Annotated in this window: 20 protein-coding genes; 16 read left to right on the top strand and 4 right to left on the bottom strand. The window is 69.3% G+C overall.

Going from position 1 to position 21,720, the window contains the following annotated elements:
* The 3 genes from BO39_RS31185 to BO39_RS17945 all read right to left on the bottom strand — a co-directional run.
* A partial coding sequence (locus BO39_RS31185) for a hypothetical protein (protein ID WP_211257478.1) occupies window positions 1–188 on the bottom strand: 188 nt, incomplete at its 3' end.
* A 96-nt stretch (window positions 189–284) separates the two neighbouring features.
* On the bottom strand, window positions 285–1,253 hold the full coding sequence (locus BO39_RS17950) for a glycosyltransferase (RefSeq protein ID WP_043835919.1): 969 nt from the start codon (window positions 1,251–1,253) through the stop codon (window positions 285–287).
* Window positions 1,250–1,687 (bottom strand): GtrA family protein, encoded by a 438-nt coding sequence (locus BO39_RS17945; RefSeq protein ID WP_052402259.1) that lies wholly within the window; start codon window positions 1,685–1,687, stop codon window positions 1,250–1,252. The genes BO39_RS17950 and BO39_RS17945 overlap by 4 nt, the downstream gene beginning before the upstream one ends.
* A 131-nt stretch (window positions 1,688–1,818) precedes the next feature.
* On the opposite strand from BO39_RS17945, the gene BO39_RS17940 reads away from it, so the two are divergent.
* The 15 genes from BO39_RS17940 to BO39_RS17865 all read left to right on the top strand — a co-directional run bounded on the left by BO39_RS17940 (window position 1,819) and on the right by BO39_RS17865 (window position 19,361).
* Window positions 1,819–3,453 (top strand): ABC transporter substrate-binding protein, encoded by a 1,635-nt coding sequence (locus tag BO39_RS17940; protein WP_043835916.1) that lies wholly within the window; start codon window positions 1,819–1,821, stop codon window positions 3,451–3,453.
* A 74-nt stretch (window positions 3,454–3,527) separates the two neighbouring features.
* The gene (locus tag BO39_RS17935; protein ID WP_043835914.1) at window positions 3,528–5,129 is read left to right on the top strand and encodes an ABC transporter substrate-binding protein; all 1,602 of its coding nucleotides are present in this window, start codon (window positions 3,528–3,530) and stop codon (window positions 5,127–5,129) included.
* Window positions 5,130–5,145: 16 nt separating this feature from the next.
* Window positions 5,146–6,729, top strand: a complete 1,584-nt coding sequence (locus tag BO39_RS17930) for an ABC transporter substrate-binding protein (RefSeq protein WP_408735174.1) — start codon at window positions 5,146–5,148, stop codon at window positions 6,727–6,729.
* A 123-nt stretch (window positions 6,730–6,852) separates the two neighbouring features.
* Window positions 6,853–8,457 (top strand): ABC transporter substrate-binding protein, encoded by a 1,605-nt coding sequence (locus tag BO39_RS17925; protein WP_043835983.1) that lies wholly within the window; start codon window positions 6,853–6,855, stop codon window positions 8,455–8,457.
* 10 nt (window positions 8,458–8,467) lie between these two features.
* Complete coding sequence (locus tag BO39_RS17920; RefSeq protein WP_043835909.1) at window positions 8,468–9,409, top strand: ABC transporter permease; 942 nt, start codon at window positions 8,468–8,470, stop codon at window positions 9,407–9,409.
* Window positions 9,406–10,347 (top strand): ABC transporter permease, encoded by a 942-nt coding sequence (locus BO39_RS17915; protein WP_420493643.1) that lies wholly within the window; start codon window positions 9,406–9,408, stop codon window positions 10,345–10,347. The genes BO39_RS17920 and BO39_RS17915 overlap by 4 nt, the downstream gene beginning before the upstream one ends.
* 3 nt (window positions 10,348–10,350) lie before the next feature.
* Window positions 10,351–11,349 carry an ABC transporter ATP-binding protein gene (locus BO39_RS17910; protein ID WP_043835907.1) on the top strand — a complete coding sequence of 333 codons (999 nt, stop codon included), beginning with the start codon at window positions 10,351–10,353 and terminating at the stop codon, window positions 11,347–11,349.
* Window positions 11,346–12,383 (top strand): ABC transporter ATP-binding protein, encoded by a 1,038-nt coding sequence (locus BO39_RS17905; protein ID WP_043835906.1) that lies wholly within the window; start codon window positions 11,346–11,348, stop codon window positions 12,381–12,383. The genes BO39_RS17910 and BO39_RS17905 overlap by 4 nt, the downstream gene beginning before the upstream one ends.
* A gap of 96 nt (window positions 12,384–12,479) precedes the next feature.
* Window positions 12,480–12,983, top strand: coding sequence for a (2Fe-2S)-binding protein (locus BO39_RS17900; protein ID WP_043835905.1), 504 nt, complete (start codon window positions 12,480–12,482; stop codon window positions 12,981–12,983).
* 5 nt (window positions 12,984–12,988) lie between these two features.
* Window positions 12,989–13,780 (top strand): FAD binding domain-containing protein, encoded by a 792-nt coding sequence (locus tag BO39_RS17895; protein ID WP_043835902.1) that lies wholly within the window; start codon window positions 12,989–12,991, stop codon window positions 13,778–13,780.
* Window positions 13,770–15,077 carry an NAD(P)/FAD-dependent oxidoreductase gene (locus BO39_RS17890; protein WP_052402258.1) on the top strand — a complete coding sequence of 436 codons (1,308 nt, stop codon included), beginning with the start codon at window positions 13,770–13,772 and terminating at the stop codon, window positions 15,075–15,077. Before BO39_RS17895 ends, BO39_RS17890 begins: the two co-directional genes overlap by 11 nt.
* Before the next feature lie 82 nt (window positions 15,078–15,159).
* Window positions 15,160–15,933 (top strand): cold shock domain-containing protein, encoded by a 774-nt coding sequence (locus BO39_RS31180; protein WP_084698218.1) that lies wholly within the window; start codon window positions 15,160–15,162, stop codon window positions 15,931–15,933.
* A gap of 178 nt (window positions 15,934–16,111) precedes the next feature.
* A complete protein-coding gene (locus BO39_RS17875; protein ID WP_043835894.1) occupies window positions 16,112–16,948 on the top strand; it encodes a flagellin in 837 nt (278 codons plus the stop codon).
* Between the two features lie 86 nt (window positions 16,949–17,034).
* On the top strand, window positions 17,035–18,222 hold the full coding sequence (locus tag BO39_RS17870) for an acetyl-CoA acetyltransferase (RefSeq protein WP_043835891.1): 1,188 nt from the start codon (window positions 17,035–17,037) through the stop codon (window positions 18,220–18,222).
* Window positions 18,219–19,361 carry an acetoin utilization protein AcuC gene (locus BO39_RS17865; protein WP_043835976.1) on the top strand — a complete coding sequence of 381 codons (1,143 nt, stop codon included), beginning with the start codon at window positions 18,219–18,221 and terminating at the stop codon, window positions 19,359–19,361. The genes BO39_RS17870 and BO39_RS17865 overlap by 4 nt, the downstream gene beginning before the upstream one ends.
* Here the strand turns inward: BO39_RS17865 and ispD are convergent.
* Entirely contained in the window at window positions 19,339–20,484 is a 1,146-nt protein-coding gene (ispD, locus tag BO39_RS17860) for a 2-C-methyl-D-erythritol 4-phosphate cytidylyltransferase (RefSeq protein ID WP_043835889.1), read from the bottom strand. The genes BO39_RS17865 and ispD overlap by 23 nt on opposite strands.
* Window positions 20,485–20,610: 126 nt before the next feature.
* Between ispD and dusB the strand changes: the two genes are divergently transcribed.
* Window positions 20,611–21,720 carry a tRNA dihydrouridine synthase DusB gene (gene dusB, locus BO39_RS17855; RefSeq protein WP_043835887.1) on the top strand — a complete coding sequence of 370 codons (1,110 nt, stop codon included), beginning with the start codon at window positions 20,611–20,613 and terminating at the stop codon, window positions 21,718–21,720.

Raw genomic sequence — 21,720 nt, 5'->3', positions numbered from 1 at the left:
GTAAGCCAGAGCAGCGTGTCGATGCTGCGCGTCGCCAGCACGCGGTCGAAGACCTGCATCATGTAGAGCGACACGGTGAGCTGCAGCAGGTTCACGACGAGACTGAACATGCCGACCGTGACAAACTGGGAGCGGCAAGTCGCCAATGCACGGGCCAGTGCATCAGCCCGCGGGGCTGGAAGGGCCATGTGTCGTCTCTCCGTAAGCAGCTCTACCGCGAGTGCGGTCTGGCGCCGCCATCACCCGGATACCATGGCGGCACACGAATGTGTGAGCCAAAAGCCTTAATTCGCGACAATCGAACGATCCGATATCGGAGCGGTTTCGTGGCGCAACGGACCCTCCTGCGCGAGGTAGGCGATCCGCTTTGCCTCGATCCTGCCCCGTGTGACGGTATCGAGGATCAGTCCACAAGCAGCCGACAATATGGCAAGGAGCATGATCAGGGCGGAAGCCACGAATGTCGGCATGCGAGGTACGAGGCCGGTCTCGAGAAAGGTTTCGAGCACGGGCAGGAATAGGCCGATCGAGAGCAGCGCCAGCACGGCCGAGGCGGCGCCGAAGAAAAATCGTGGCCGCTCTCGCTGGACGAGGGCGAGGATCATCCGGAGGATCCGATAGCCGTCGTAATAGGTGCGAAGCTTCGAGGCGGATCCCGCGGGCCGCTCGCGATAGGCGGTGTGGAGCTCACCGACCGGGAGCCGAAGCTCGAGCGCGTGGACGGTGAACTCCGTCTCCGTCTCGAAGCCATGGGCGAGGGCAGGGAAGGACTTCACGAAGCGGCGGGAGAAGCAGCGGTAACCCGACAGCATGTCCGTCACCCGGTTGCCGAAGACGTGCCGGACGACGCCGGTCAGCACGCGGTTGCCCAGCCGGTGGCCGCGGCGATAGGCGGCCACGGCCTCGGTCACGCGCACGCCCGTGACCATATCCAGCCCTTCCCCGAAGAGGGCGGCCAGCATGGCGGGGGCGTCGGCGGGCTCGTAGGTACCGTCCCCGTCCACCAGGATATAGGCGTCGGCCTCCACGTCCGCGAACATCCGGCGGACGACGTTGCCCTTGCCCTGCTGCCTCTCGCGCCGGACCACGGCCCCGGCGGCGGCGGCTGCCTCCAGGGTGCGGTCGGTCGAGTTGTTATCATAGACATAGACGGTCGCGCCCGGCAGCGCAGCGCGGAAGCCGGCGACCACCGCGCCGATGGCCACCTCCTCGTTATGACACGGAACGAGGACGGCGATCCGCGGCGCGCTCATGGCGTGCGGAAGACGAAGCGGCGGGAGAGCAGGAAATTGCCCGCCAGCCCCGCGATGGAGCCGGCCGCGACCCCGAGGATGGGGTGGGCCGCGACGACCGGCAGGTTCGCCACCAGCAGCGCGTAAGTACTGTAGTTCACCGCGAACCCAACGAGGTTCACCAGGAGGAACATGACCCATTGCCGCCCCGCCCCTTCCCGCCCGGCCGAGCGGAAGGTCCAGGCCCGGTTGAGCGCCCAGTTGCCGGTGGCTGCCGCGACATAGGAGAGGACCCGGCCCCAGTAGAGCCCGGCGCCGGCCGCGAGGGCCGCGTAGAGCACCGACGTGTCCACGACGAAGCCGACCGTGCCCACCACGCCGAAGCGGATGAACTCGGTCGCGAGCGCGCGGTGGGACGGGTGCAGCAGCTGGTCCCAGGGCCTGGCGAGTTGCATGGGCCCGCCTCTAGCGGTTGCGGCTGCTCGCGTGAAGGGCAGAACAATCCCGCGGGCCGGGCAGGGGGCTTGCGCCGGCGGCGTGGCTGGGCTCCCCTCCCGCCACACTCGCGAAAGGAACGACGCTGCAGATGGCAACGGATCGTCGCCAATTCATCGCCGGTACCGCCGGCCTGGCGCTGGGCGGGGCCCTCGGCGGCTCGCCTTCCGGCGCATCCCCCTTTGCCGTCTCCCGCCCCGCTCTAGCGCAGGCGGCGGGTTCGCGCGTACTGCGGTTCATTCCGCAGTCCGACCTGACGGTACTCGATCCGATCATCACCACGGCCTATGTCACGCGCCACCACGGCTACCTCGTCTGGGACACGCTCTACGGCTTCGACGAGGACTTCGAGCCGCAGCCCCAGATGGCCGAGGGCCACACGGTGGAGGACGAGGGCCGGCGGGTCACCATCCGCCTCCGGCCGGGCATGAAGTTCCACGACGGCGAGCCGGTGCGGGCGCGGGACTGCGTGGCCTCGATTCGCCGCTGGGCCGCGCGCGACGCCCTCGGCCAGGTGCTGCTTGCCCGCACCGACGCCATGGAGGCGCCGGACGACCGGACGATCCTCATTCGGCTGAAGCAGCCCTTCCCGCTGCTCTTCTCGGCGCTGGGCAAGCCGAGCACGCCCGTGTGCTTCATGATGCCGGAGCGCATCGCCGCGACCGATCCGAACACCGCCGTGCGGGAGATGATCGGCAGCGGCCCCTTCCGCTACGTCGCCAACGAGCGCGTGGCCGGTGCGAAGGTCGTTTATGAGCGTTTCGCCGACTACGTGCCGCGCGCCGAGGGCACGCCGAGCTGGACCGCCGGCCCCAAGCGCGTGAACATCGACCGCGTGGAGTGGACGGTCATCCCCGACGCCTCCACGGCGGCCAATGCGCTGACCAACGGCGAGATGGACTGGTGGGAGCAGCCGACGGCCGACCTTCAGCCCACGCTCCGCCGCAACCGGAACGTGGTGATGGAGATCCCGGATCCGACCGGTCTCTGCGCGCTGGCGCGGTTCAACCACCTGCACCCGCCCTTCGACAACCCGGCCATCCGCCGCGCCCTGCTCGGGGCGGTGGTGCAGGGCGACTACATGACGGCGGTCATCGGCACGGACCGCTCGCTCTGGAAGGACGGCATCGGCTTCTTCCCGCCGGGCACGCCCATGGCGAGCGACGCCGGGCTCGAGGCGCTGAGCACGCCGCGGGACTATGAGAAGGTGAAGCGCGACCTCGCCGCCGCCGGCTACAAGGGGGAGAAGGTGGTGGTGATCGCCGCCTCCGACTTCCCCTCGCTGAACGCGCTCGCCCAGGTCGGCAATGATATGCTCACCAAGTGCGGCATGAACGTCGAGTTCATCTCCACCGACTGGGGCAGCGTGGTGCAGCGCCGCGCCAGCCGCGAGGCGCCGGAGCGGGGCGGCTGGAGCATGTTCTTCACCTTCTTCGCCGGGCTCGACATCTTCAACCCGGGCGTCAGCCAGGCCCTGCGCGGCACCGGGCAGAGCGCGTGGTTCGGCTGGCCGACCATGCCGAAGATGGAGGAGCTGCGGAACGCCTGGCTCGACGCGCCTGACCTGGACGCGCAGAAGAAGGTGGCACGTGACGTGCAGGCGGAGGCCTTCCAGGAGGTGCCCTACCTGCCGCTCGGCCAGTATTTTCAGGCGACCGCTTATCGACGGAACATTTCGGGCGTGCCGAAGGGCTTCCCGATGTTCTGGAGCGTCCAGAAGAGCTGAACGGGGGTGGCGGGGCGCTTGCCTTGGCGTCCCTGCGCCTGCTGTCATGCGGCTCTCGCCAGGAAAGGGCCCGCATGATCACTCGCCGCCATCTATTGGGAGCCGCCGGCACGGCCGCCCTGGCACCGAATGTCCTCGCGCCGGCCATGCCCGCGCTGGCCCAGCCGGCCGGCGCGCGCGTGCTGAAGATGGTGCCCCAGGCGAACCTCACGAGCCTGGACCCAATCTGGACCACGGCGAACATTACCCGGAACCACGGGTACATGGTCTACGACAACCTCTACGGCATGGATGCCGGCTTCCGGCCCCAGCCGCAGCTGGCCGAGGGTCACACCGTCGAGGATGATGGCCGGCGCGTCACCATCACCCTCCGCCAGGGCCCGCGCTTCCACGACGGCGAGCCGGTGCGGGCGGCGGATGCAGTCGCCAGCCTCAACCGCTGGATGAAACGCTCCCCTTCCGGCCAGAAGCTCGCGGAGTTCGTGGACGGGCTTTCGGCGCTCGACGACCGGCGGCTGGAGTTCCGGCTGAAGCGATCCTTCCCCTTCCTTTTCTCGGCCCTCGCCCAGGTCAGCAACAGCCCGGCCTTCATTATGCCGGAGCGGATCGCCCGGACCGACGCCTTCCAGCAGATCCGCGAGACCGTCGGCAGCGGCCCCTTCCGCTTCAAGGCGGACGAGTTCAACTCGGGCAGCCTCGTCGTCTACGAGCGGAACCCCAACTACAGCCCCACCCCCGTGGGCACCCCGAGCCTGACGGCGGGCCCCAAATCGGTCCATTTCGACCGGGTCGAGTGGCAGATCATCACGGATGCCTCGACGGCCGCTGCCGCCCTGCAGAATGGCGAGATCGACTGGTTCGAGCAGCCGCCGCCGGAGCTCCAGACGCTCATTCGCCGCAACCGCGCCCTCGCGGTGGAGGCGATCGACCCGCTGCCGCTCACGGGCATCCTCCGCTTCAACCACCTGCACCCGCCCTTCAACGACAAGCGCATGCGCCAGGCGTTGCTGCCGGCGATCGACCAGGCGGACTTCATGCAGGCGATCGTCGGCACGGAGCCCGGCCTCTGGGAACATGCGGGGGTCTTCACGCCGGGCACGCCGCTGGCCAACGATGTCGGCATGGAGGCGCTGACCGGTCCGCGCAGCCTCGACCGCGCGAAGGCGCTGCTGCGGGAGGCCGGCTACACGAACCAGCCCATGCGGCTGGTCGGCCCCACGGATATCCTTGCCCCCGCCGCCATGACGCAGGTCTGCGCCGACCTCGTCCGCCGGCTCGGCTTCAATGCGGACATCGTGCTGACGGATTGGGGAACCACCGTGCAGCGCCGCACGAGCCGCGAGCCGCTGGAGAGGGGCGGGTGGAGCATGATCCTCACCTCCTTCTCCTCCTTCGACTTCGTGGACCCCTCAGCGCACTTCCCGCTGCGGGGGAACGGCACCAGCGCCTGGCCGGGCTGGCCGGACATGCCGCGGTTGGAGACGCTGCGCGACGAGTGGTTCCTCGCGCCCGACGCCGAGGAGTCGAAGCGCATCGCGCGCGAGATGCAGCGGGTGGCCCTCGACGAGCTGCCCTACATCCCCGTGGGTTCCTACAAGTCGCTGACCGCGATCCGCCGCGACCTCAGGGACCGCGTGCCGGGCTTCGCAATCTTCTGGAACCTCAAGCGCGCCTGAGGAGGGCTGCCCGATGATCCGCCGCCGCGATACCCTGAAGGGAGTGGCGGCGGCCGCCGCGCTCCCCCTCGCCAGGCCCGCCCTCGCGCAGGGGCAGGCCGCGCGCACGCTGCGCGTGGTGCCCCAGGCGAACCTCACCAGCCTGGACCCGGTCTGGACGACAGCCGTGGTCACGCGGAACCACGCCTATCTCGTCTATGACCAGATCACCGCGGTGGACGCGAACAACACCCCTCGTCCGCAGATGGCGGAGGGCTGGGTCGTCGGGAATGACAACCGGGAGTGGACCTTCACGCTTCGCCCCGGCCTACGCTTCCACGACAACGAGGCCGTGCGCGCGGCGGACTGCGTGGCCAGCATCCGCCGCTGGATGGCCCGCGACACCTTCGGCCAGGCACTCAACGCCCAGGTGGACGAGCTCTCGGCACTGGACGACCGCCGTTTTCGCTTCCGGTTGAAGAAGCCCTTTCCCTTCCTTGCTCTGGCGATGGGCAAGAGCCAGAACCCCTGCTTCATCATGCCCGAGCGGATCGCGGCGACCGATCCCTTCCAGCAGATCCGCGATGCCACCGGCTCCGGGCCCTTCCGCTTCCTCGCTGGCGAGTGGAACCCGGGCCAGCGCGCCGTTTGGGCGAAGTTCGACGGATACGTGCCGCGCCAGGAGGCGCCGGACGGGCTGGCGGGCGGGCGCGTGCCGCGGCTGGACCGTGTGGAGTGGACGGTCATCAGCGACCCCGCGACAGCGGCCTCCGCGATGGTGAATGGCGAGCAGGACTACTGGGAATACCCGCTGCACGATCTTCTGCCGCTGATGCGCCGATCGCGGGAGCTGGTGGTCGAGCAGCGGCTGCTGGAGGGCACCTATGGCGTGCTCCGCTTCAATCACCTGCACCCGCCCTTCAACAACCTCGCCGTCCGCCGCGCGGTGGCCATGGCCGTGAATCAGGAGGACTATCTCCGCGCGGTTGCCGGCGATGATCCGAAGGGATGGGGCGTCTGCGAGGGTGTCTTCACCTGCGGCACCACCCTCGCGAGCGAGGAAGGAAGCGCCATCCTTCGGACGCGCAACATCGAGGCCGCGCGAGCCGCGCTGCGTGCCTCAGGCTATGCCGGCGAGAAGGTGGTCCTCATCACGCCCAGCGATTATCCGCAGATCAACACCCTATCCCTCGTGACCGCCGACCTGATGACGCGGATAGGGCTGAACGTGGAGGTGGTCTCGGCCGACTGGGGTACCGTCATTCAGCGCCGGGCCAGCCGGGAGCCGGTGGAGCGGGGCGGCTGGAGCGTGGTGCACACCACCTCTTCCGGCAGCGACCTCAGCGTGCCCACCATCCACCTCTTCCTGCGCGCGAACGGCCCCAATGCCTGGTTCGGCTGGCCGCAGGACGAGCGGATCGAGGAGTTGCGAGCCGCCTGGCTCGATGCGGCTGACGAGGCCGAGAGCAAGCGCCTCGGCGCGGCCATGAACGCGCGGGCGCTGGAGGTGCTCCCCTACGTTCCGCTGGGCTTCTACTGGCAGCCGAGCGTCTGGCGTCGCAACGTGACGGGGGCCTTCAAGGCTCCTGCCACCGTCTTCTGGAACATCGCCAAGGCATAAGGCTGGCATGTCCCGTGCATGGCCGAGGGGGATAAGGTGGCGCAACCTGCCGTTCTGCGGCAGGCTGCGCGCCAAGGGGCTTTTTGGCACGGCGAAGGCCGGCCGCGGATGGGGATGTCGCTGATGGATCGTCGCGTGTTACTCAAGGCCGGGGCTGGGCTCGGCGCGATGCTGCCGGGGATTGCCGGCGTGTCGGCCCCGGCCCTTTCCCAGGGCGCCAATGCGCGGACGCTGCGTTTCGTGCCGCAGGCGAACCTCGCGAACTTCGACCCCATCTGGGGTTCGCAATACGTTGTCCGCAACGCGGCCGCCCTCGTCTGGGACACCCTCTACGGCGTGGACGAGCAGATCCGGCCGCAGCGCCAGATGGTCGAGAGCGAGGAGGCTTCACCCGACGGCCTCACCTGGACCTTCCGCCTGCGCCAGGGCATGAAGTTCCACGACGGCGAGCCGGTGCTGGCCAAGGACGCGGTGGCGAGCCTCAAGCGCTGGGCCGTGCGCGATCCGATGGGCCAGATGATCCTGACCATCCAGAACGAGCTGGTGGCGGTGGACGACCGGACCTTCCGCTGGTCCCTCAAGGCGCCCTATCCGAAGATGCTGCTGGCGCTGGCGAAGAACAACGCGCCCTGTTCCTTCGTCATGCCCGAGCGGATCGCGAAGACCGACCCATTTCAGCAGATCGGCGAGTATGTCGGCTCCGGCCCCTACCGCTTCGTGCGGAACGAGTGGGTGCCTGGCGCGAAGGCCGTGTTCGAGCGCTTCGCCGACTACGTCCCGCGCGACGAGCCCGCCTCCTGGCTGGCGGGCGGCAAGCGTGCGCTGATCGACCGGATCGAGTGGGTGATCATGCCCGACCCGGCCACCGCCTCCGCCGCGCTGCAGAACGGGGAGGTGGACTGGTGGGAGAACCCCATCACCGACCTAGTCCCGACGCTCAAGCGCAATCGCAACATCGTCGTCGATATCGCGGACCCGCTCGGCAATATCGGCGCCTTCCGCATGAACCCCCTCCCCCCGCCCTTCAACGACGTGCGCGCCCGCCGCGCCGTGCTGCAGGCGATGAGTCAGGAGGACTACATGCAGGCCCTGGTGGGGGAGGACCGGAACCTCTGGAAGACCCTGCCGAGCTTCTTCACCCCGGGCACCCCGATCTACAGCGAGGCCGGCGGCGAGATCCTCAAGGGTCGGCGCGATTATGACGCCGCCAAGCGGATGCTGGCCGAGGCCGGCTACAAGGGTGAGCCGATCACCATCGTCGTCGCCCAGGACCAGCCGATCACCAAGGCCTTCGGCGATGTCTCGGCGGACCTGCTGAAGCGGATGGGCATGAACGTCGACTTCGTTGCGACGGACTGGGGCACGGTTGGCTCCCGCCGCGCGCTGAAGACGCCGCCCTCCCAGGGAGGGTGGCACATCTTCCACACCTGGCACGCGGGCGCGGACTGCATCAACCCGGCCGCTTATACCGCCATCCGTGCGAACGGCGACGGGGCCTGGTTCGGCTGGCCGAAGAGCGACAGCGTCGAGGCCGCGCGCGATGCCTGGTTCGCCGCCCCCGACATCCCCGCCGAGAAGATCGCCATGGACCGCCTGAACAAGGAGGCAATGGACTTCGGCCTCTACGCGCCCACCGGCTTCTTCCTCTCCTACCAGGCCTGGAGGCGGAATGTGTCAGGCGTGGTAAAGGGGCCGCTGCCTTTCTTCTGGGGCGTTTCCAAGAGCTGAAAGGGACCGGATGCTCGCCTACACGCTCCGCCGGATCGTTGCCACCATCCCCGTCATGGCGGTGGTGGCTCTCTTCGTGTTCAGTCTTCTCTATATCTCTCCCGGCGACCCGGCGGCGGTGATCGCGGGCGACCAGGCGACGCCGGCGGATGTCGAGCGCATCCGCGCGAGCCTGGGCCTGGACCGGCCCTATCTCGTGCGCTTCGCGGAATGGGCCTGGAACATCATGCGAGGTGACCTCGGCACCTCGATCTTCACCAACCTGCCGGTCAGCACCATGATCCAGCAGCGGATCGAGCCAACGCTCTCACTCATGATCATCACCCTCATCCTCGCCGTATGCATCGCGGTACCGATGGGCGTCATCGCGGCCTGGAAGAACGGCACCTGGATCGATCGGCTGGTGATGGGCTTCGCGGTGCTCGGCTTCTCGGTGCCGGTCTTTGTGGTGGGCTACCTCCTCGCCTATGTCTTCGCGCTGGAGCTCGATTGGTTGCCGGTACAGGGCTACACGCCACTTTCCCGCGGCGTCTGGCCCTGGTTCCAGAACCTCATCCTGCCGGCCATTGCGCTCGGCGGGGTCTACATCGCCCTTATCGCCCGCATTACGCGCGCGACGATGCTTGAGGTGCTGCAGCAGGACTATATCCGCACGGCCCGCGCCAAGGGCGTGGCGCAGCCGGGCATCCTCTTCCTCCACGCGCTTAAGAACGCGGCGGTGCCGATCGTGACCGTGATCGGCATCGGCGTCGCGCTGCTGATCGGCGGCGCGGTGGTGACGGAGAGCGTCTTCGCCATTCCCGGCCTCGGCCGGCTGACGGTGGACGCGATCCTCCGCCGCGACTACCCGGTGATCCAGGGCGTGATCCTGCTCTTTTCCTTCACCTACGTGCTGGTGAACCTGATCATCGACCTTCTCTACACCCTGTTCGATCCGAGGATCCGCTATTGAGCACCTCCACGATCCCCCAGGGCATGATCCCCCGGGATGCCCTTCGGCCGGAGAACGTCGCGGCTGCGGCGCCGATGCCCGACATCCTGCCGCCGGTGAAGCAGCGCCGGGGCTTCCTCGGCTTCCTGCGCCGCAACCCCACCATCGCGATCGGCGGCGGGCTGATGCTGCTCATCCTGCTGATGGCGATCCTCGCGCCGCTGCTCTGGACGGTAGACCCCACGGCCCTCGCCCCCGCCCGGCGCACGCGAGAGCCTTCGGCCATGTACTGGTTCGGGACCGACATGCTCGGGCGGGACGTCTATTCCCGCGTGCTCTACGGCGCGCGCGTCTCTCTGGTCGTCGGCTTCGCGGTCGCCTTCTTCTCCTCGGTGATCGGCCTGACCATCGGCCTCGTCTCGGGCTTCGTCCGCTGGGCCGACGCGATCATCATGCGGATCATGGACGGGCTGATGTCCATTCCCTCCATCCTGCTCGCGATCGCGCTCATGGCGCTGACCCGCGGTAGCGTCGGCAACGTGATCCTCGCCATCACCATCGCCGAGGTTCCCCGCGTCTCGCGCCTGGTGCGCGGGGTGGTTCTATCGCTCCGGGAACAGCCCTATGTGGACGCGGCCGTGGCGTCGGGCACCTCGACGCCCCGCATCATCGTCCGCCACATCCTGCCCAACACCCTCGCGCCGCTGACGGTGCAGGCCACCTATATCTGCGCCAGCGCCATGATCGCGGAGAGCATCCTCTCCTTCATCGGCGCGGGCACCCCGCCCATCATTCCCTCCTGGGGGAACATCATGGCGGAGGGCAGGGCGCTCTGGCAGGTGAAGCCCTACATCGTCTTCTTCCCCGCGATCTTCCTCTCCCTCACCGTGCTCGCGGTGAACCTCCTCGGCGACGGGCTGCGCGACTGGCTCGATCCCCGCATGGCCAAGAAGGTCTGAGGCATGGCCGAGAAACCCCTCCTCGAGGTCCGTAACCTCCAGACCCATTTCCGCACGCCCGACGGCGTGAACCGGGCGGTTGACGGCCTCTCCTTCCACGTCAACGCCGGCGAGACCGTCGCCATCGTCGGCGAGAGCGGCTGCGGCAAGTCCGTCACCGCCATGTCCATCCTGCGGCTGATCCCTGAGCCCCCCGGCAAGATCGCCGGCGAGATCCTTTTCCAGGGCAAGGACCTGGCGAAGCTGTCCGAGCCCCAGATGCGCGCCATCCGGGGGAACGAGGTCAGCATGATCTTCCAGGAGCCGATGACCTCGCTCAACCCGGTGCTGACGGTCGGCCGCCAGATCGGCGAGACGGTGCGCCTGCACCAGGGCCTCGGCCGCCAGCAGGCGGAGGCGAAGGCGGTCGAGATGCTCCGCCTCGTCGGCATCCCCGCGCCGGAGCGGCGGGTGAAAGAGTACCCGCACCAGCTCTCGGGCGGCATGCGCCAGCGCGTGATGATCGCGATGGCCCTGGCCTGCAACCCGCAGCTTCTGATTGCCGACGAGCCGACGACGGCGCTCGACGTGACCATCCAGGCTCAGATCCTCGACCTCATGCGCGACCTCAAGCACCGGGTCGGCGCGGCCATCGTCCTCATCACCCACGACCTCGGGGTGGTGGCGGAAGTCGCGGAACGGGTGATCGTCATGTATGCCGGCCGCAAGGTCGAGGAGGCCCGGGTGGAGGACCTATTCGCCAACCCGAAGCACCCCTATACCCAGGGGCTGCTCGGGGCAGTACCGAAGCTCGGCTCCTCACTGGACGGCACGACGGAACGCCTGGCGGAGATCCCCGGCCTCGTTCCCAGCCTCAAGAAGCGGATCGACGGCTGCGTCTTCGCCGGGCGCTGCCCGAAGGTCACCGAGCTCTGCCGCGCCGTCGCCCCGGCGCTGGAGCCGAAGGCCCCTGCCCACACCGCCGCCTGCCACTACGCCGAGAAGGAACTCCTCGCGGCATGAGCGCCAGCCTGACCAACACCGCGCCGCTGCTGCGCGTCGACGACCTCAAGAAGCACTTTCCGCTCCGCGGCGGGCTGCTCGGGGGCGTCACCGGCCATGTCTACGCCGTGGACGGCATTTCCTTCGATATTGCCAAGGGCGAGACGCTCTCGCTGGTGGGCGAGTCCGGCTGCGGCAAGTCCACGGTCGGGAAGGCCGTGCTCAGGCTCTTCGACATCACCGCGGGGCAGGTGGTGCTCGACGGGCAGCGGGTGGACACCCTCCGTCAGTCCCAGCTCCGTCCGATGCGGCGGCGCGTGCAGGTGGTGTTTCAGGACCCCTTCTCCAGCCTCAATCCACGGATGCGCGTGCGCGACATCCTGGCCGAGCCGATCCGTAACTTCAGCCTCGCGAAGAACAAGGCCGACCTCGATCGCCGCCTTGCGGAACTGATGGACACCGTCCGCCTGCCGCGCGACGCGATCGGCCGGTGGCCGCACGAGTTCTCCGGCGGCCAGCGCCAGCGCATCGGCATCGCCCGCGCGCTCGCCGCCGAGCCCGACCTCATCATCTGCGACGAGGCGGTCTCGGCGCTTGACGTCTCGGTCAAGGCGCAGATCGTCAACCTGCTGCAGGACCTGCAGAAGGAGCTCGGCCTCGCGTTGCTCTTCATCAGCCACGATCTCGCGATCGTCGAGCACATGACGCACCGCGTGGCCGTCATGTATCTCGGCAAGATCGTGGAAGTGGCGCCCCGCCGCTCGCTCTTCGCGGCGCCCAAGCACCCCTATACCCAGGCGCTGCTCTCCGCCGTGCCGGTGCCCAAGCCCGGGTCGGCGCGGACGCGCATCATCCTGCGCGGCGACGTGCCGAGCCCGATCAACCCGCCCTCGGGCTGCCGCTTTCATACCCGCTGCCCCTATGTCTTCGACCGCTGCCGCGTCGACGAGCCACTCCTGAAGCCGACCAGCCCCGGCCATACCGCCGCCTGTCATCTGCACGACCTGCCGGAGGCGGAGAACCCCTTGGCACGCGACGCCTCGCCCCTTCATTAAGGGCGGGGGAGGGGCGCCTCGCTTGACGCATCCCGGGTGCCGGGCGACCCTCCCGTGGATTGAGGTCCTTCCTGAGGACCGGAGCGGGAGCCGAAGATGCCGAATGTCAGCCTGACGGTGAACGGCCAGCGCCACAGCGTCGAGGTGGAGGGCCGCACCCTCCTGGTCGAGCTGCTGCGGGAGAAGCTGCGCCTCACGGGAACCCATGTCGGCTGCGACACGAGCCAGTGCGGCGCCTGCGTGGTGCATGTGGACGGCGAGAGCGTGAAGTCCTGCACCATGCTGGCCGTGCAGGCCGAGGGAAGTTCCGTCACGACCATCGAGGGCCTGGCCGCGCCGGACGGCACGCTGCACCCGATGCAGGAAGCCTTCCGCGAGTACCACGCCCTGCAGTGCGGCTTCTGCACGCCCGGCATGGTCATGTCCGCGATCGACCTCGTGAAGAAGCACCCGGACGGGATGACGGAGCACGAGATCCGCGAAGGGCTGGAGGGCAACCTCTGCCGTTGCACGGGCTACCACAACATCGTCAAGGCGATTGCCGCGGCGCAGGAGGTCATCCATGGCCGCCGCGACGCCCTCGCCCCGGCCGAGGTCTGATCGCCATGTACGACTTCGCCTATCACAAGCCCACCACCGTCGCCGAGGCCGTGGGCCTGCTGGCCGACCCCGAGGCGCGCCCCATCTCGGGCGGCCAGACGCTGCTGCCGGCGCTCAAGCACCGGCTGGACAAGCCCTCGGCCCTCATCGACCTCTCCGGCATCGCCGAGCTGCGCGGCATCCGGCGGGAGGGCGACAAGCTCGTCATCGGCGCCATGACCCGGCACCAGGAGATCCAGAACGACCCGACGGTGAAGGCCGCGATCCCTGCGCTTGCCTGGATGGCGGGCCATCTCGGCGACACGCAGGTCCGCAACCGCGGCACCATCGGCGGCAGCCTCGCGAACAACGACCCGGCGGCCGACTATCCCTCCGCGGCGCTGGCCCTCGGCGCCACCTTCGTGACCGACCGCCGCCGCATCGCGGCCGATGACTACTTCCAGGGCATGTTCACCACGGCCCTTGAGCCGGGGGAGCTGCTGACGGCGGTCGAGTTCCCGATCCCCGAGAAGGCCGGCTACGCCAAGATGCGCAACCCGGCCTCTCGTTACGTCATGACCGGCGTTTTCGTCGCGCGCGGCCCGGCTGGCGTGCGGGTGGTGGTGAACGGCGCCGGCCCGGGCGTGTTCCGCCAGGCGGAGATGGAGGCGGCGCTCGCGGCCAACTGGTCGCCGGAGGCGGTCGCCAATATCCGCCAGTCCGCGGACGGACTGAACGGCGACATCCACGGCAGCGCCGAGTACCGCGCCCATCTCGTCACCGTCATGGCGAAGCGCGCGATCGTCGATGCCGGCTGATCCGGCCGGGGCCGGATCGAGCAGCGGCCCCGGAGCGGGGAACCACCTGGTGGTGATCGGCGCCGGCATTGTCGGCGCCTGCACCGCTCTTTCGGCCCTCGACCGGGGCCTGCGCGTCACCATCCTCGACCCCGGTCCGCCCGGCGGGGAACAGGCCGCTTCCTATGGGAACGGCTGCTGGCTCTCGCATATGTCGGTCATCCCACCGGCGACGCCGGGGCTCTGGCGGAAGGTGCCTGGCTTTCTGATGGACCCGCTGGGGCCGCTGGCCATCCGCTGGTCCTACCTGCCACGGGTCCTGCCCTGGCTCCTCGCCTATCTCCGCTCAGGCGCCACCGAGGCGCGGGTGCTGCGCACCGCCGAGGCCCTGCGGACCCTCCTTCGGGACGGGCCAGCCCTCCACCGCGCCCTGGCCGAGCGCGCTGGGGTGTCGGGGCTGATTCGACGGGATGGCCTCATGTATGTCTATCCTTCCCGGGCGGAGTACGAGGCGGAGGCGCTCGGCTGGCGCATCCGCCGCGCGGTGGGGCTCGATTGGAAGGAGATCGGGCCGGAGGAGATGCGCCAGCTTCAGCCCGAGCTCGACCGCCGCTACGGCTTCGGCGCCCTGTTCGAGGAAGCCGGGCACTGCACCGATCCGGGCGCCTACGTGGCTGCCCTCGTGGCCCAGGCCCAGGCGGAGGGGGCGACCCTCCTGCAGGCGACCGCCACCGGCTTCCGGATCGAGCGCGGCCGCCTCTGCGCCGTGACCACGGGGGAGGGGGAGATCGCCGCTGATCGGGCCGTCATTTGCGCCGGCGCCCGATCCCGGGCGCTGGCTGCCCAGGCCGGCTCGCGCGTGCCGCTCGAGACGGAGCGGGGCTATCACGCCGTGGTGCGGGGGGCCGAGACCGGGCCGCGCATCCCCATCATGCCCTCCGACGGGAAGATGGCGATCACCGCCACCCGCGCCGGGCTCCGTGTCTCCGGGCAGGTCGAGATCGCGGGGCTGGAAGCGGCCCCGAACTGGGCGCGCGCCGGCATTCTGCGGGACCACCTGAAGCGGTGCTTTCCGTCGCTTCCGGCCGATCTGCCGGAGGATCGCGTCTCCCTGTGGATGGGCCACCGCCCCTCGATGCCTGATGGCCTACCCTGCCTCGGCCATTCACGCGCCACGCCGGATGTGATCCTCGCCTTCGGGCACGGCCATGTCGGGCTGGTCGGCGGGCCGCGGAGCGGGCAGGTGGCGGCAGCCCTGGCGGCGGGTGCCAAGCCCCCGATTGACATCGCCGCCTATGACCCGCGTCGATTCACCTAGCATTCCTTGCAGGACCGTGCGAGCATGACGATACCGGTCCTGCATCCCGTCGGGCCGACTGGTTTGCGGAAATAGAGATACAGTGTTCCCCGAGAATGAATCGCAGGGTGGCACCGGGCCCGTAGAGGCTGAGGTGAAGTGGTACAACGGCCGCAAGGGCTTTGGCTTTGTGCTTGGTCCCGATGGGCAGGACGTTTTTTTCCACGCATCCGCAATGGCTGAGGCCGGCATCCAGTCGGCCGAGACGGGCGACAAGCTCGTCTGTGAGATCGGGACCGACCGTCAGGGCCGCCGCCTCGTGACCCGCATCGTGGAGCTGAAGCCCGGTCCGGGTGGCGCCGCGGGTGGTGGTGGCTTCGGCGATCGTCCGCCGCGCCGTGATTTCGGTGGTGGCGGTGGTGGTTTCGGCGATCGTCCGCCGCGCCGTGATTTCGGTGGTGGCGGTGGGGGCTTCGGCGATCGTCCGCCGCGTCGTGACTTCGGTGGTGGCGGTGGTGGTTTCGGCGATCGTCCGCCGCGCCGTGACTTCGGTGGTGGCGGTGGTGGTTTCGGTGCCCCCGGCGGCGGTGGTGGCTTCGGCGCCCCGCGCCGTGATTTCGGTGATCGCCCGCCGCGCCGCGACTTCGGCCGCGACGAGGGTGGCCCGACCTACGCCGTGAACGGCACCGTCAAGTGGTTCGACCAGGTGCGCGGCTTCGGCTTCGTCACCCCGGATGATGGCGGCCAGGACGTGTTCCTCCACTCCTCGGTGCTCCAGCGCGCCGGCGTGACCGACGTGCAGCAGGGCCAGAAGGTGGCGCTGGATGTGCGCGACGGCCAGCGCGGCCGCCAGGCCGTCCAGTACAAGGGCGACTGATCGCCGCTTCGCGGCTCGATCATGGAAGGCCCCGGCCCCCGCGCCGGGGCCTTCTGATTCCGGCAGGTCGGTCGCCCATTGGCCGCGTGGACTCGGACGCCGTTAGCCTTTCCTTCACCTCCAGGGCCCATCCTCGTCGAGAGGGCAGGAAACCTGCCGACGCGAAGGGAAGACCCCGATGGCGACGAACTCGGTCAATACCAACATCGGCGCGCAGGTCGCGCTGCAATCGCTTAACCGGACCAATGAGTCCCTTGCTGCGACGCAGAAGCGCGTCTCCACTGGCTACCGTGTGGCAGATGCGAAGGACGATGGCGCGGCCTTTGCTGTTGCCCAGTCGGTCCGCGCTGACATTGCCGGCCTTACCTCCGCCAATGAGCAAATGGGCAGCGTCAAGGGAATCCTGGACACCACGCTCGCGGGCCTGAACAAGGTCTCCGAGTCGATGTCGCAGATCCGCGGCGTGCTCGTGAAGCTGGCGGACGGCACGCTGTCCGAATCACAGCGCACCCAGTACCAGTCGCAGTATACCTCCCTGCGCACGCAGGTCTCGAACTTCATCTCGGATGCGACCTATAATGGGCGCACCCTGCTGACGACCTCCACCGAGGCCGGCGGTGGCGACATCGCCACCACACGGAACGAGCAGGCGACCCTCTTCACCCTGACCGCCGTGGCGGGGGCTGAGACGCTGATCGTCGAGGAAGCGCCGACCACTGCGGAAGCCGCAGCCTCGGCCCTGGCGGCCGGGGGCGACTTCGTGACGAAGATGACGTCGGTGAACACCGCACTGAACACCTTCGGCTCGAACTCGAACTACCTCGACGCCCAGATGAGCTACAATAAGGAGAAGCTGGACGCCCTCGACACCGGGCTGGGCTCGCTCATCGACGCGGACCTCGCGAAGGAGAGCGCCCGGCTCGAAGCCCTGAAGATCAGGCAGCAGCTCGGCACGCAGGCGCTCGGTATCGCCAACCAGTCGCCGCAGGGCCTGCTCAGCCTCTTCCGCGGCTGATCCCGGTCCGGCGGCGGTCGCCGCCGGCCATTACAGTTCGCCGGGCGCCGCCCTATCTTTCCCGCTGACAGGGAGAGGAGGGCTGAATGTCCGCACCGGCGAACAACGGGGCCTGCATCGTTGGCTGGTCCCACACGCCCTTCGGCAAGCTGGAGGACGCGCCCGACGCGGAGGCCCTGATCGGCCGCGTCGCCAGGGCCGCCATTGAGGACGCAGGGATTGATCCCTCTGAGGTGGACGCCGTCTATGTCGGCCACTTCAACGGCGGGTTCCAGAAGCAGGATTTTCCCTCCTCCCTCGTTCTGCAGTCCTTGCCGGAGCTTCGCTTCAAGCCCGCTACTCGGCTCGAGAACGCCTGCGCCACTGGTTCCGCCGCGATCCACGGCGCGATGGACTACCTGGGCGCCGGGCGAGGCCGCTTCACCCTGGTCGTAGGCGTCGAGAAGATGACGGCCATCCCCGGCGCGCAGGTAGGGGATGTGCTTCTCGGTTGTGCCTACCGGCGCGAGGAAGGCGAGATCCCCGCTGGCTTCGCCGGCGTTTTCGCCCGGATCGCGGACGCCTATTTCCAGCGCCACGGCGACCAATCGGACGCCCTCGCTGCCATCGCCGCGAAGAACCATCGTAACGGGGTGGACAATCCCTATGCCCAGATGCGCCGGGACCTCGGCTACGAGTTCTGCCGCACCGAGAGCGAGCGGAACCCGGTGGTGGCCGGTCCGCTCAAACGCACGGATTGCAGCCTCGTCTCCGACGGCGCGGCCGCCCTTGTCCTGACCGATGCCGGGACGGCCGCGGCGATGGGCAAGGCGATTCGCTTTCTGGCGGCGGAGCAGGTGAACGATCTGATGCCGATCTCGGCCCGCGACATCACGCGCTTCGAGGGCGCGCGCGAGGCGTGGCGGCGAGCTTACGAGTCGGCTGGCATCGGTGTCGGCGACCTCTCCTTCGCCGAGGTGCACGACTGCTTCACCATCGCCGAGCTGATCGATTACGAGGCCATGGGGCTTGTGCCCGAGGGCCAAGGTGCCCGCGCCGTGCTCGACGGGACCGTGGCCAAAGGCGGGCGGCTGCCGGTGAACCCCTCGGGCGGGCTGAAGTCGAAGGGTCATCCGATCGGGGCTACTGGCGTCTCCATGCACGTGCTCGCGGCCATGCAGCTGGCGGGGGAGGCCGGCGGGATGCAGGTGCCGGGCGCGACGCTCGGCGGTGTCTTCAACATGGGTGGGGCGGCCGTGGCCAACTACGTTTCGATCCTGGAGAGGCTGCGCTGACGGTCCCACGCCCGCTTCTCATTGGCTCCGAGATCTATCGCGGCTCTACTTATGGGCCAAAGCACCCGCTGGCCATTCCGCGCGTGCCGGCGACACTGGACCTTCTGCGTGCGCTCCGCTGGATCGACCCGCGGCGCTATCTCGACAGCCCGCGGGCGACGGTGGAGCAGCTCACGCGCTACCACACGCTCGACTACGTCGCCGCCCTCCGCCAGGCGGAGGAGGACCAGTCCGTCTCACCGGCGATCCGCGAGCGGCACCACATCGGCGCCCACGGCAACCCCGTTTACCGGGAGGTCTTCCGTCGCCCCGCCACCAGCGCCGGCGGGGCCATCCTGGCAGCACGGCTGACGCGGGGAGGGGGTGTTGTCCACGTCCCCGGCGCCGGCACCCACCACGCCCTGCCCGATCGCGCCAGCGGCTTCTGCTACATCAACGACCCCGTGCTCGGTCTGCTGGAATGGCTGGACCTTGGGCTGACCAACATCCTCTACGTCGATATCGACGCGCATCACGGGGATGGCGTTGAGCTCGCCTTCCGCAACGATCCTCGGGTCTTCACCCTTTCCATCCACGAGGCCGGCCGTTGGCCTTTCACCGGCCGGCTGGAGGACCGCGCGGGCGGCCATGCGCGCAACATCCCCGTTCCCGTCGGCTTCAACGACACGGAGATGGACCACGTGCTCCACGCGGCCATCCTGCCGATCCTGCGGCATCTCCGCCCCCAGGCCGTCATGCTCCAATGCGGCGCCGACGCGCTGGAGGAGGACCCTTTGGCGCGCCTCTCCCTCTCGAACAACAGCCACATGGCCGTCACACGCGCCCTGAGGGATGAAGCACCGCGGCTGATCGTCACGGGGGGAGGGGGCTACAACCCATGGACGGTCGCCCGTTGCTGGTCGGCGATCTGGGGCACGCTGGACGACCGCCCTATGCCCACCTTCCTGCCGCCGGCGGCGGAAGCGGTGCTGCGCGGTCTTGAATGGCACCGCGCGGCCGGCCGCAACCCTCCGGAGCACTGGTTCACTACTCTGGTGGACCCCCCGCGCCCCGGGCCTTTGCGCGATGAGGTCGTCGCCGCCTGCGCCGCCGTGACGCGGGACCTGCCGGAGCCCGCTACGCCGGCACCAGCAGGCTGACAGCCGCCTGCGCGGCGATGCCCTCTTCGCGCCCAGGGAAGCCCAGCCGCTCGGTCGTCGTCGCCTTCACCGAAACGCGCCCCTCGTCCACGCCGAGCAACGAGGCAACCCGCGCGATCATGGCGGGCGCGTGGGGGGTAATCTTCGGCCGCTCGCATACGAGGGTCACGTCGGCATTGGCCAGCACGCCTCCGCGCGCCGCGATCCGGCCAGCGGCGTGGCGGAGGAAGGCGGCACTGTCCGCGTTCTTCCACTGCGCCTCGCTCGGCGGGAAGTGACGGCCGATGTCGCCCTCCGCCAGCGCGCCGTAGATCGCGTCGCAGAGGGCGTGCAGGCCGACATCCGCGTCCGAATGCCCGTCCAGCCCCATGCTGTGCGGCACTTCCACGCCGCAGAGGAAGAGGGGACGACCCGCCACCAGCCGGTGCACGTCGAAACCGGTGCCGACTCGCGGTAGCATCTCTCTCATTATGGTGGCCTCCACTCTCTCGAGGTCACCCGGCAGGGTGATCTTCACATTGCTCTCAGACCCGGGCACCAGCCGTACCGCGTGGCCGGCGGCCTCCAGGAGGAAGGCGTCGTCGGTCGCGCCCTCCGGCGCGGCACGGTGCAGGGCCAGCAGAAGGGGGAAGCGGAAGCCCTGCGGCGTCTGCGCCCGGAACAGACTGTCGCGGGGTATGGTGCGCAGCACGGTCTCGCCCTCGGCCAGCTTCAGGGTGTCGGCCACGGGCTGAGCGGGGATGGCGCCCTCGGCCTCCGCCAGGGCGGCAAGAAGCGAGGCGACGGTGCCGCCTGGCAGCACCGGCCGCGCCGCGTCGTGAACGAGCACGAAGGCAGGCGCGCGGTTCTCCAGTGCCTCCAGCCCGGCGCGCACGCTCGCCTGGCGCGTGGCACCGCCGGCCACGGCAGGCAGGGCGGCGAGGCCTTGCAGCATGTCGTCCACCCGCGCGCGCTCTGCTTCCGCGCAGACGGGCTGGATCGCGTCCACCAACCCGTCACGCAGCAGCGCTTCGGCCGCGCGGCGCAGTACCGGCAGGCCGAGCAGGGGCAGGAACTGCTTCGGTTCCGCCCCGCCGAGGCGTTCCCCGCGCCCCGCCGCCATCAGCAACGCCGCCACCTTCATCCGGCCATCCCCTTCCGAGCGGCGCGGAACCTAGCCGCAGCCGCTGCTCGCGCCCAGGCCCGCTCCGGCACTTGCCGCGGCATTGCCGCTTGACCGCGCGCGTGCCCGTTTGATAGGCACTTGCCCATGCCGACACCTTCATCCCACGCAGAGGCTGCCCAAGCTGGCGGCAGGCCGTCGCTGCGCCCGATCATCCTGGGCGATGTCAGCATCGATCGCCCCGTGATCCTCGCGCCGATGTCTGGCGTGACGGACCTTCCCTTCCGGCAGGTCGCGCGGGGGCTCGGCACGCCAATGGTGGTGAGCGAGATGATCGCGAGCCAGGCCATGGTGCGCGAGAACCGCCAGACCCTGAAGATGGCGGAGACGGACGGCTTCGGCGGCCCGGCCAGCGTGCAGCTCGCCGGCTGCGATCCGGAGGTGATGGCCGAGGCCGCGCGCCTCGCCGTCGACCACGGCGCCGCGCTGGTGGACATCAACTTCGGGTGCCCCGTGAAGAAGGTCGCGGTCGGCCAGCAGGCCGGCAGCGCCCTCATGCGCGACGAGGTCAAGGCCGCCCGCATCCTGGAGGCGACGGTTCGCGCCGTGCCGGTGCCCGTCACCCTGAAGATGCGGATGGGCTGGGATCATTCGACCCTGAATGCCCCCAACCTCGCCCGCATCGCGCAGGAATGCGGGATCCGCATGGTCACCGTGCACGGGCGCACCCGCCAGATGCTCTATACGGGCACGGCGGACTGGGCCTTCGTCGCGCGCGTGAAGGCCGCGGTCACCATCCCTGTCATCGTCAACGGCGACATCCTCGGCCCGCTGGATGCCGAGGAGGCGCTGCGCCAGTCGGGCGCGGACGGGGTGATGATCGGCCGCGGTGCCTATGGCCGCCCCTGGCTGCCCGGCCTCGTGGCGGACTACCTCGCCACCGGGATCATGCCAGAGGCGCCGCCGCTGGCCGAGCAGTACGCCACGCTGCTGGCCCATTACGCGGCCATGCTTTCGCACCACGGCAGCAACCCCGGGCTGCGCCTCGCCCGCAAGCATGTCGCCTGGTACTCGCGCGGCCTGCCCGGCAGCGCGGAGTTCCGGGTGCGCATCAACGCCGCCGACACGGTCGAGGAGGCGATGGCGGCCATCGAGGGCTTCTACCGTCCGCTGCTCGACGCCGGGGTGGAGGGCGTGCGCGACATGTACCGCGACGCCGGCCGCGGCCACGACGACAACGCCGCCCTGGCCGCCTGA

The sequence above is a fragment of the Roseomonas aerilata DSM 19363 genome (assembly GCF_000711725.1).
GTDB lineage: Bacteria > Pseudomonadota > Alphaproteobacteria > Acetobacterales > Acetobacteraceae > Roseomonas > Roseomonas aerilata.
The sequence above is the reverse complement of the archived record's forward strand: the minus strand, read 5'-3'. Positions and strand labels throughout refer to the sequence as shown.

What these genes read in the sequence shown, in the direction of transcription:
- BO39_RS17910 (WP_043835907.1), top strand. Translation starts at nt 10,351, where the DNA reads ATGGCCGAGAAACCCCTCCTCGAGGTCCGTAACCTCCAGACCCATTTC.
- BO39_RS17945 (WP_052402259.1), bottom strand. Translation starts at nt 1,687, where the DNA reads ATGCAACTCGCCAGGCCCTGGGACCAGCTGCTGCACCCGTCCCACCGC.
- ispD (WP_043835889.1), bottom strand. Translation starts at nt 20,484, where the DNA reads ATGAAGGTGGCGGCGTTGCTGATGGCGGCGGGGCGCGGGGAACGCCTC.
- dusB (WP_043835887.1), top strand. Translation starts at nt 20,611, where the DNA reads ATGCCGACACCTTCATCCCACGCAGAGGCTGCCCAAGCTGGCGGCAGG.
- BO39_RS17895 (WP_043835902.1), top strand. Translation starts at nt 12,989, where the DNA reads ATGTACGACTTCGCCTATCACAAGCCCACCACCGTCGCCGAGGCCGTG.
- BO39_RS17950 (WP_043835919.1), bottom strand. Translation starts at nt 1,253, where the DNA reads ATGAGCGCGCCGCGGATCGCCGTCCTCGTTCCGTGTCATAACGAGGAG.
- BO39_RS17940 (WP_043835916.1), top strand. Translation starts at nt 1,819, where the DNA reads ATGGCAACGGATCGTCGCCAATTCATCGCCGGTACCGCCGGCCTGGCG.
- BO39_RS17890 (WP_052402258.1), top strand. Translation starts at nt 13,770, where the DNA reads ATGCCGGCTGATCCGGCCGGGGCCGGATCGAGCAGCGGCCCCGGAGCG.
- BO39_RS17905 (WP_043835906.1), top strand. Translation starts at nt 11,346, where the DNA reads ATGAGCGCCAGCCTGACCAACACCGCGCCGCTGCTGCGCGTCGACGAC.
- BO39_RS17875 (WP_043835894.1), top strand. Translation starts at nt 16,112, where the DNA reads ATGGCGACGAACTCGGTCAATACCAACATCGGCGCGCAGGTCGCGCTG.
- BO39_RS17920 (WP_043835909.1), top strand. Translation starts at nt 8,468, where the DNA reads ATGCTCGCCTACACGCTCCGCCGGATCGTTGCCACCATCCCCGTCATG.
- BO39_RS17870 (WP_043835891.1), top strand. Translation starts at nt 17,035, where the DNA reads ATGTCCGCACCGGCGAACAACGGGGCCTGCATCGTTGGCTGGTCCCAC.
- BO39_RS17925 (WP_043835983.1), top strand. Translation starts at nt 6,853, where the DNA reads ATGGATCGTCGCGTGTTACTCAAGGCCGGGGCTGGGCTCGGCGCGATG.
- BO39_RS17900 (WP_043835905.1), top strand. Translation starts at nt 12,480, where the DNA reads ATGCCGAATGTCAGCCTGACGGTGAACGGCCAGCGCCACAGCGTCGAG.
- BO39_RS17935 (WP_043835914.1), top strand. Translation starts at nt 3,528, where the DNA reads ATGATCACTCGCCGCCATCTATTGGGAGCCGCCGGCACGGCCGCCCTG.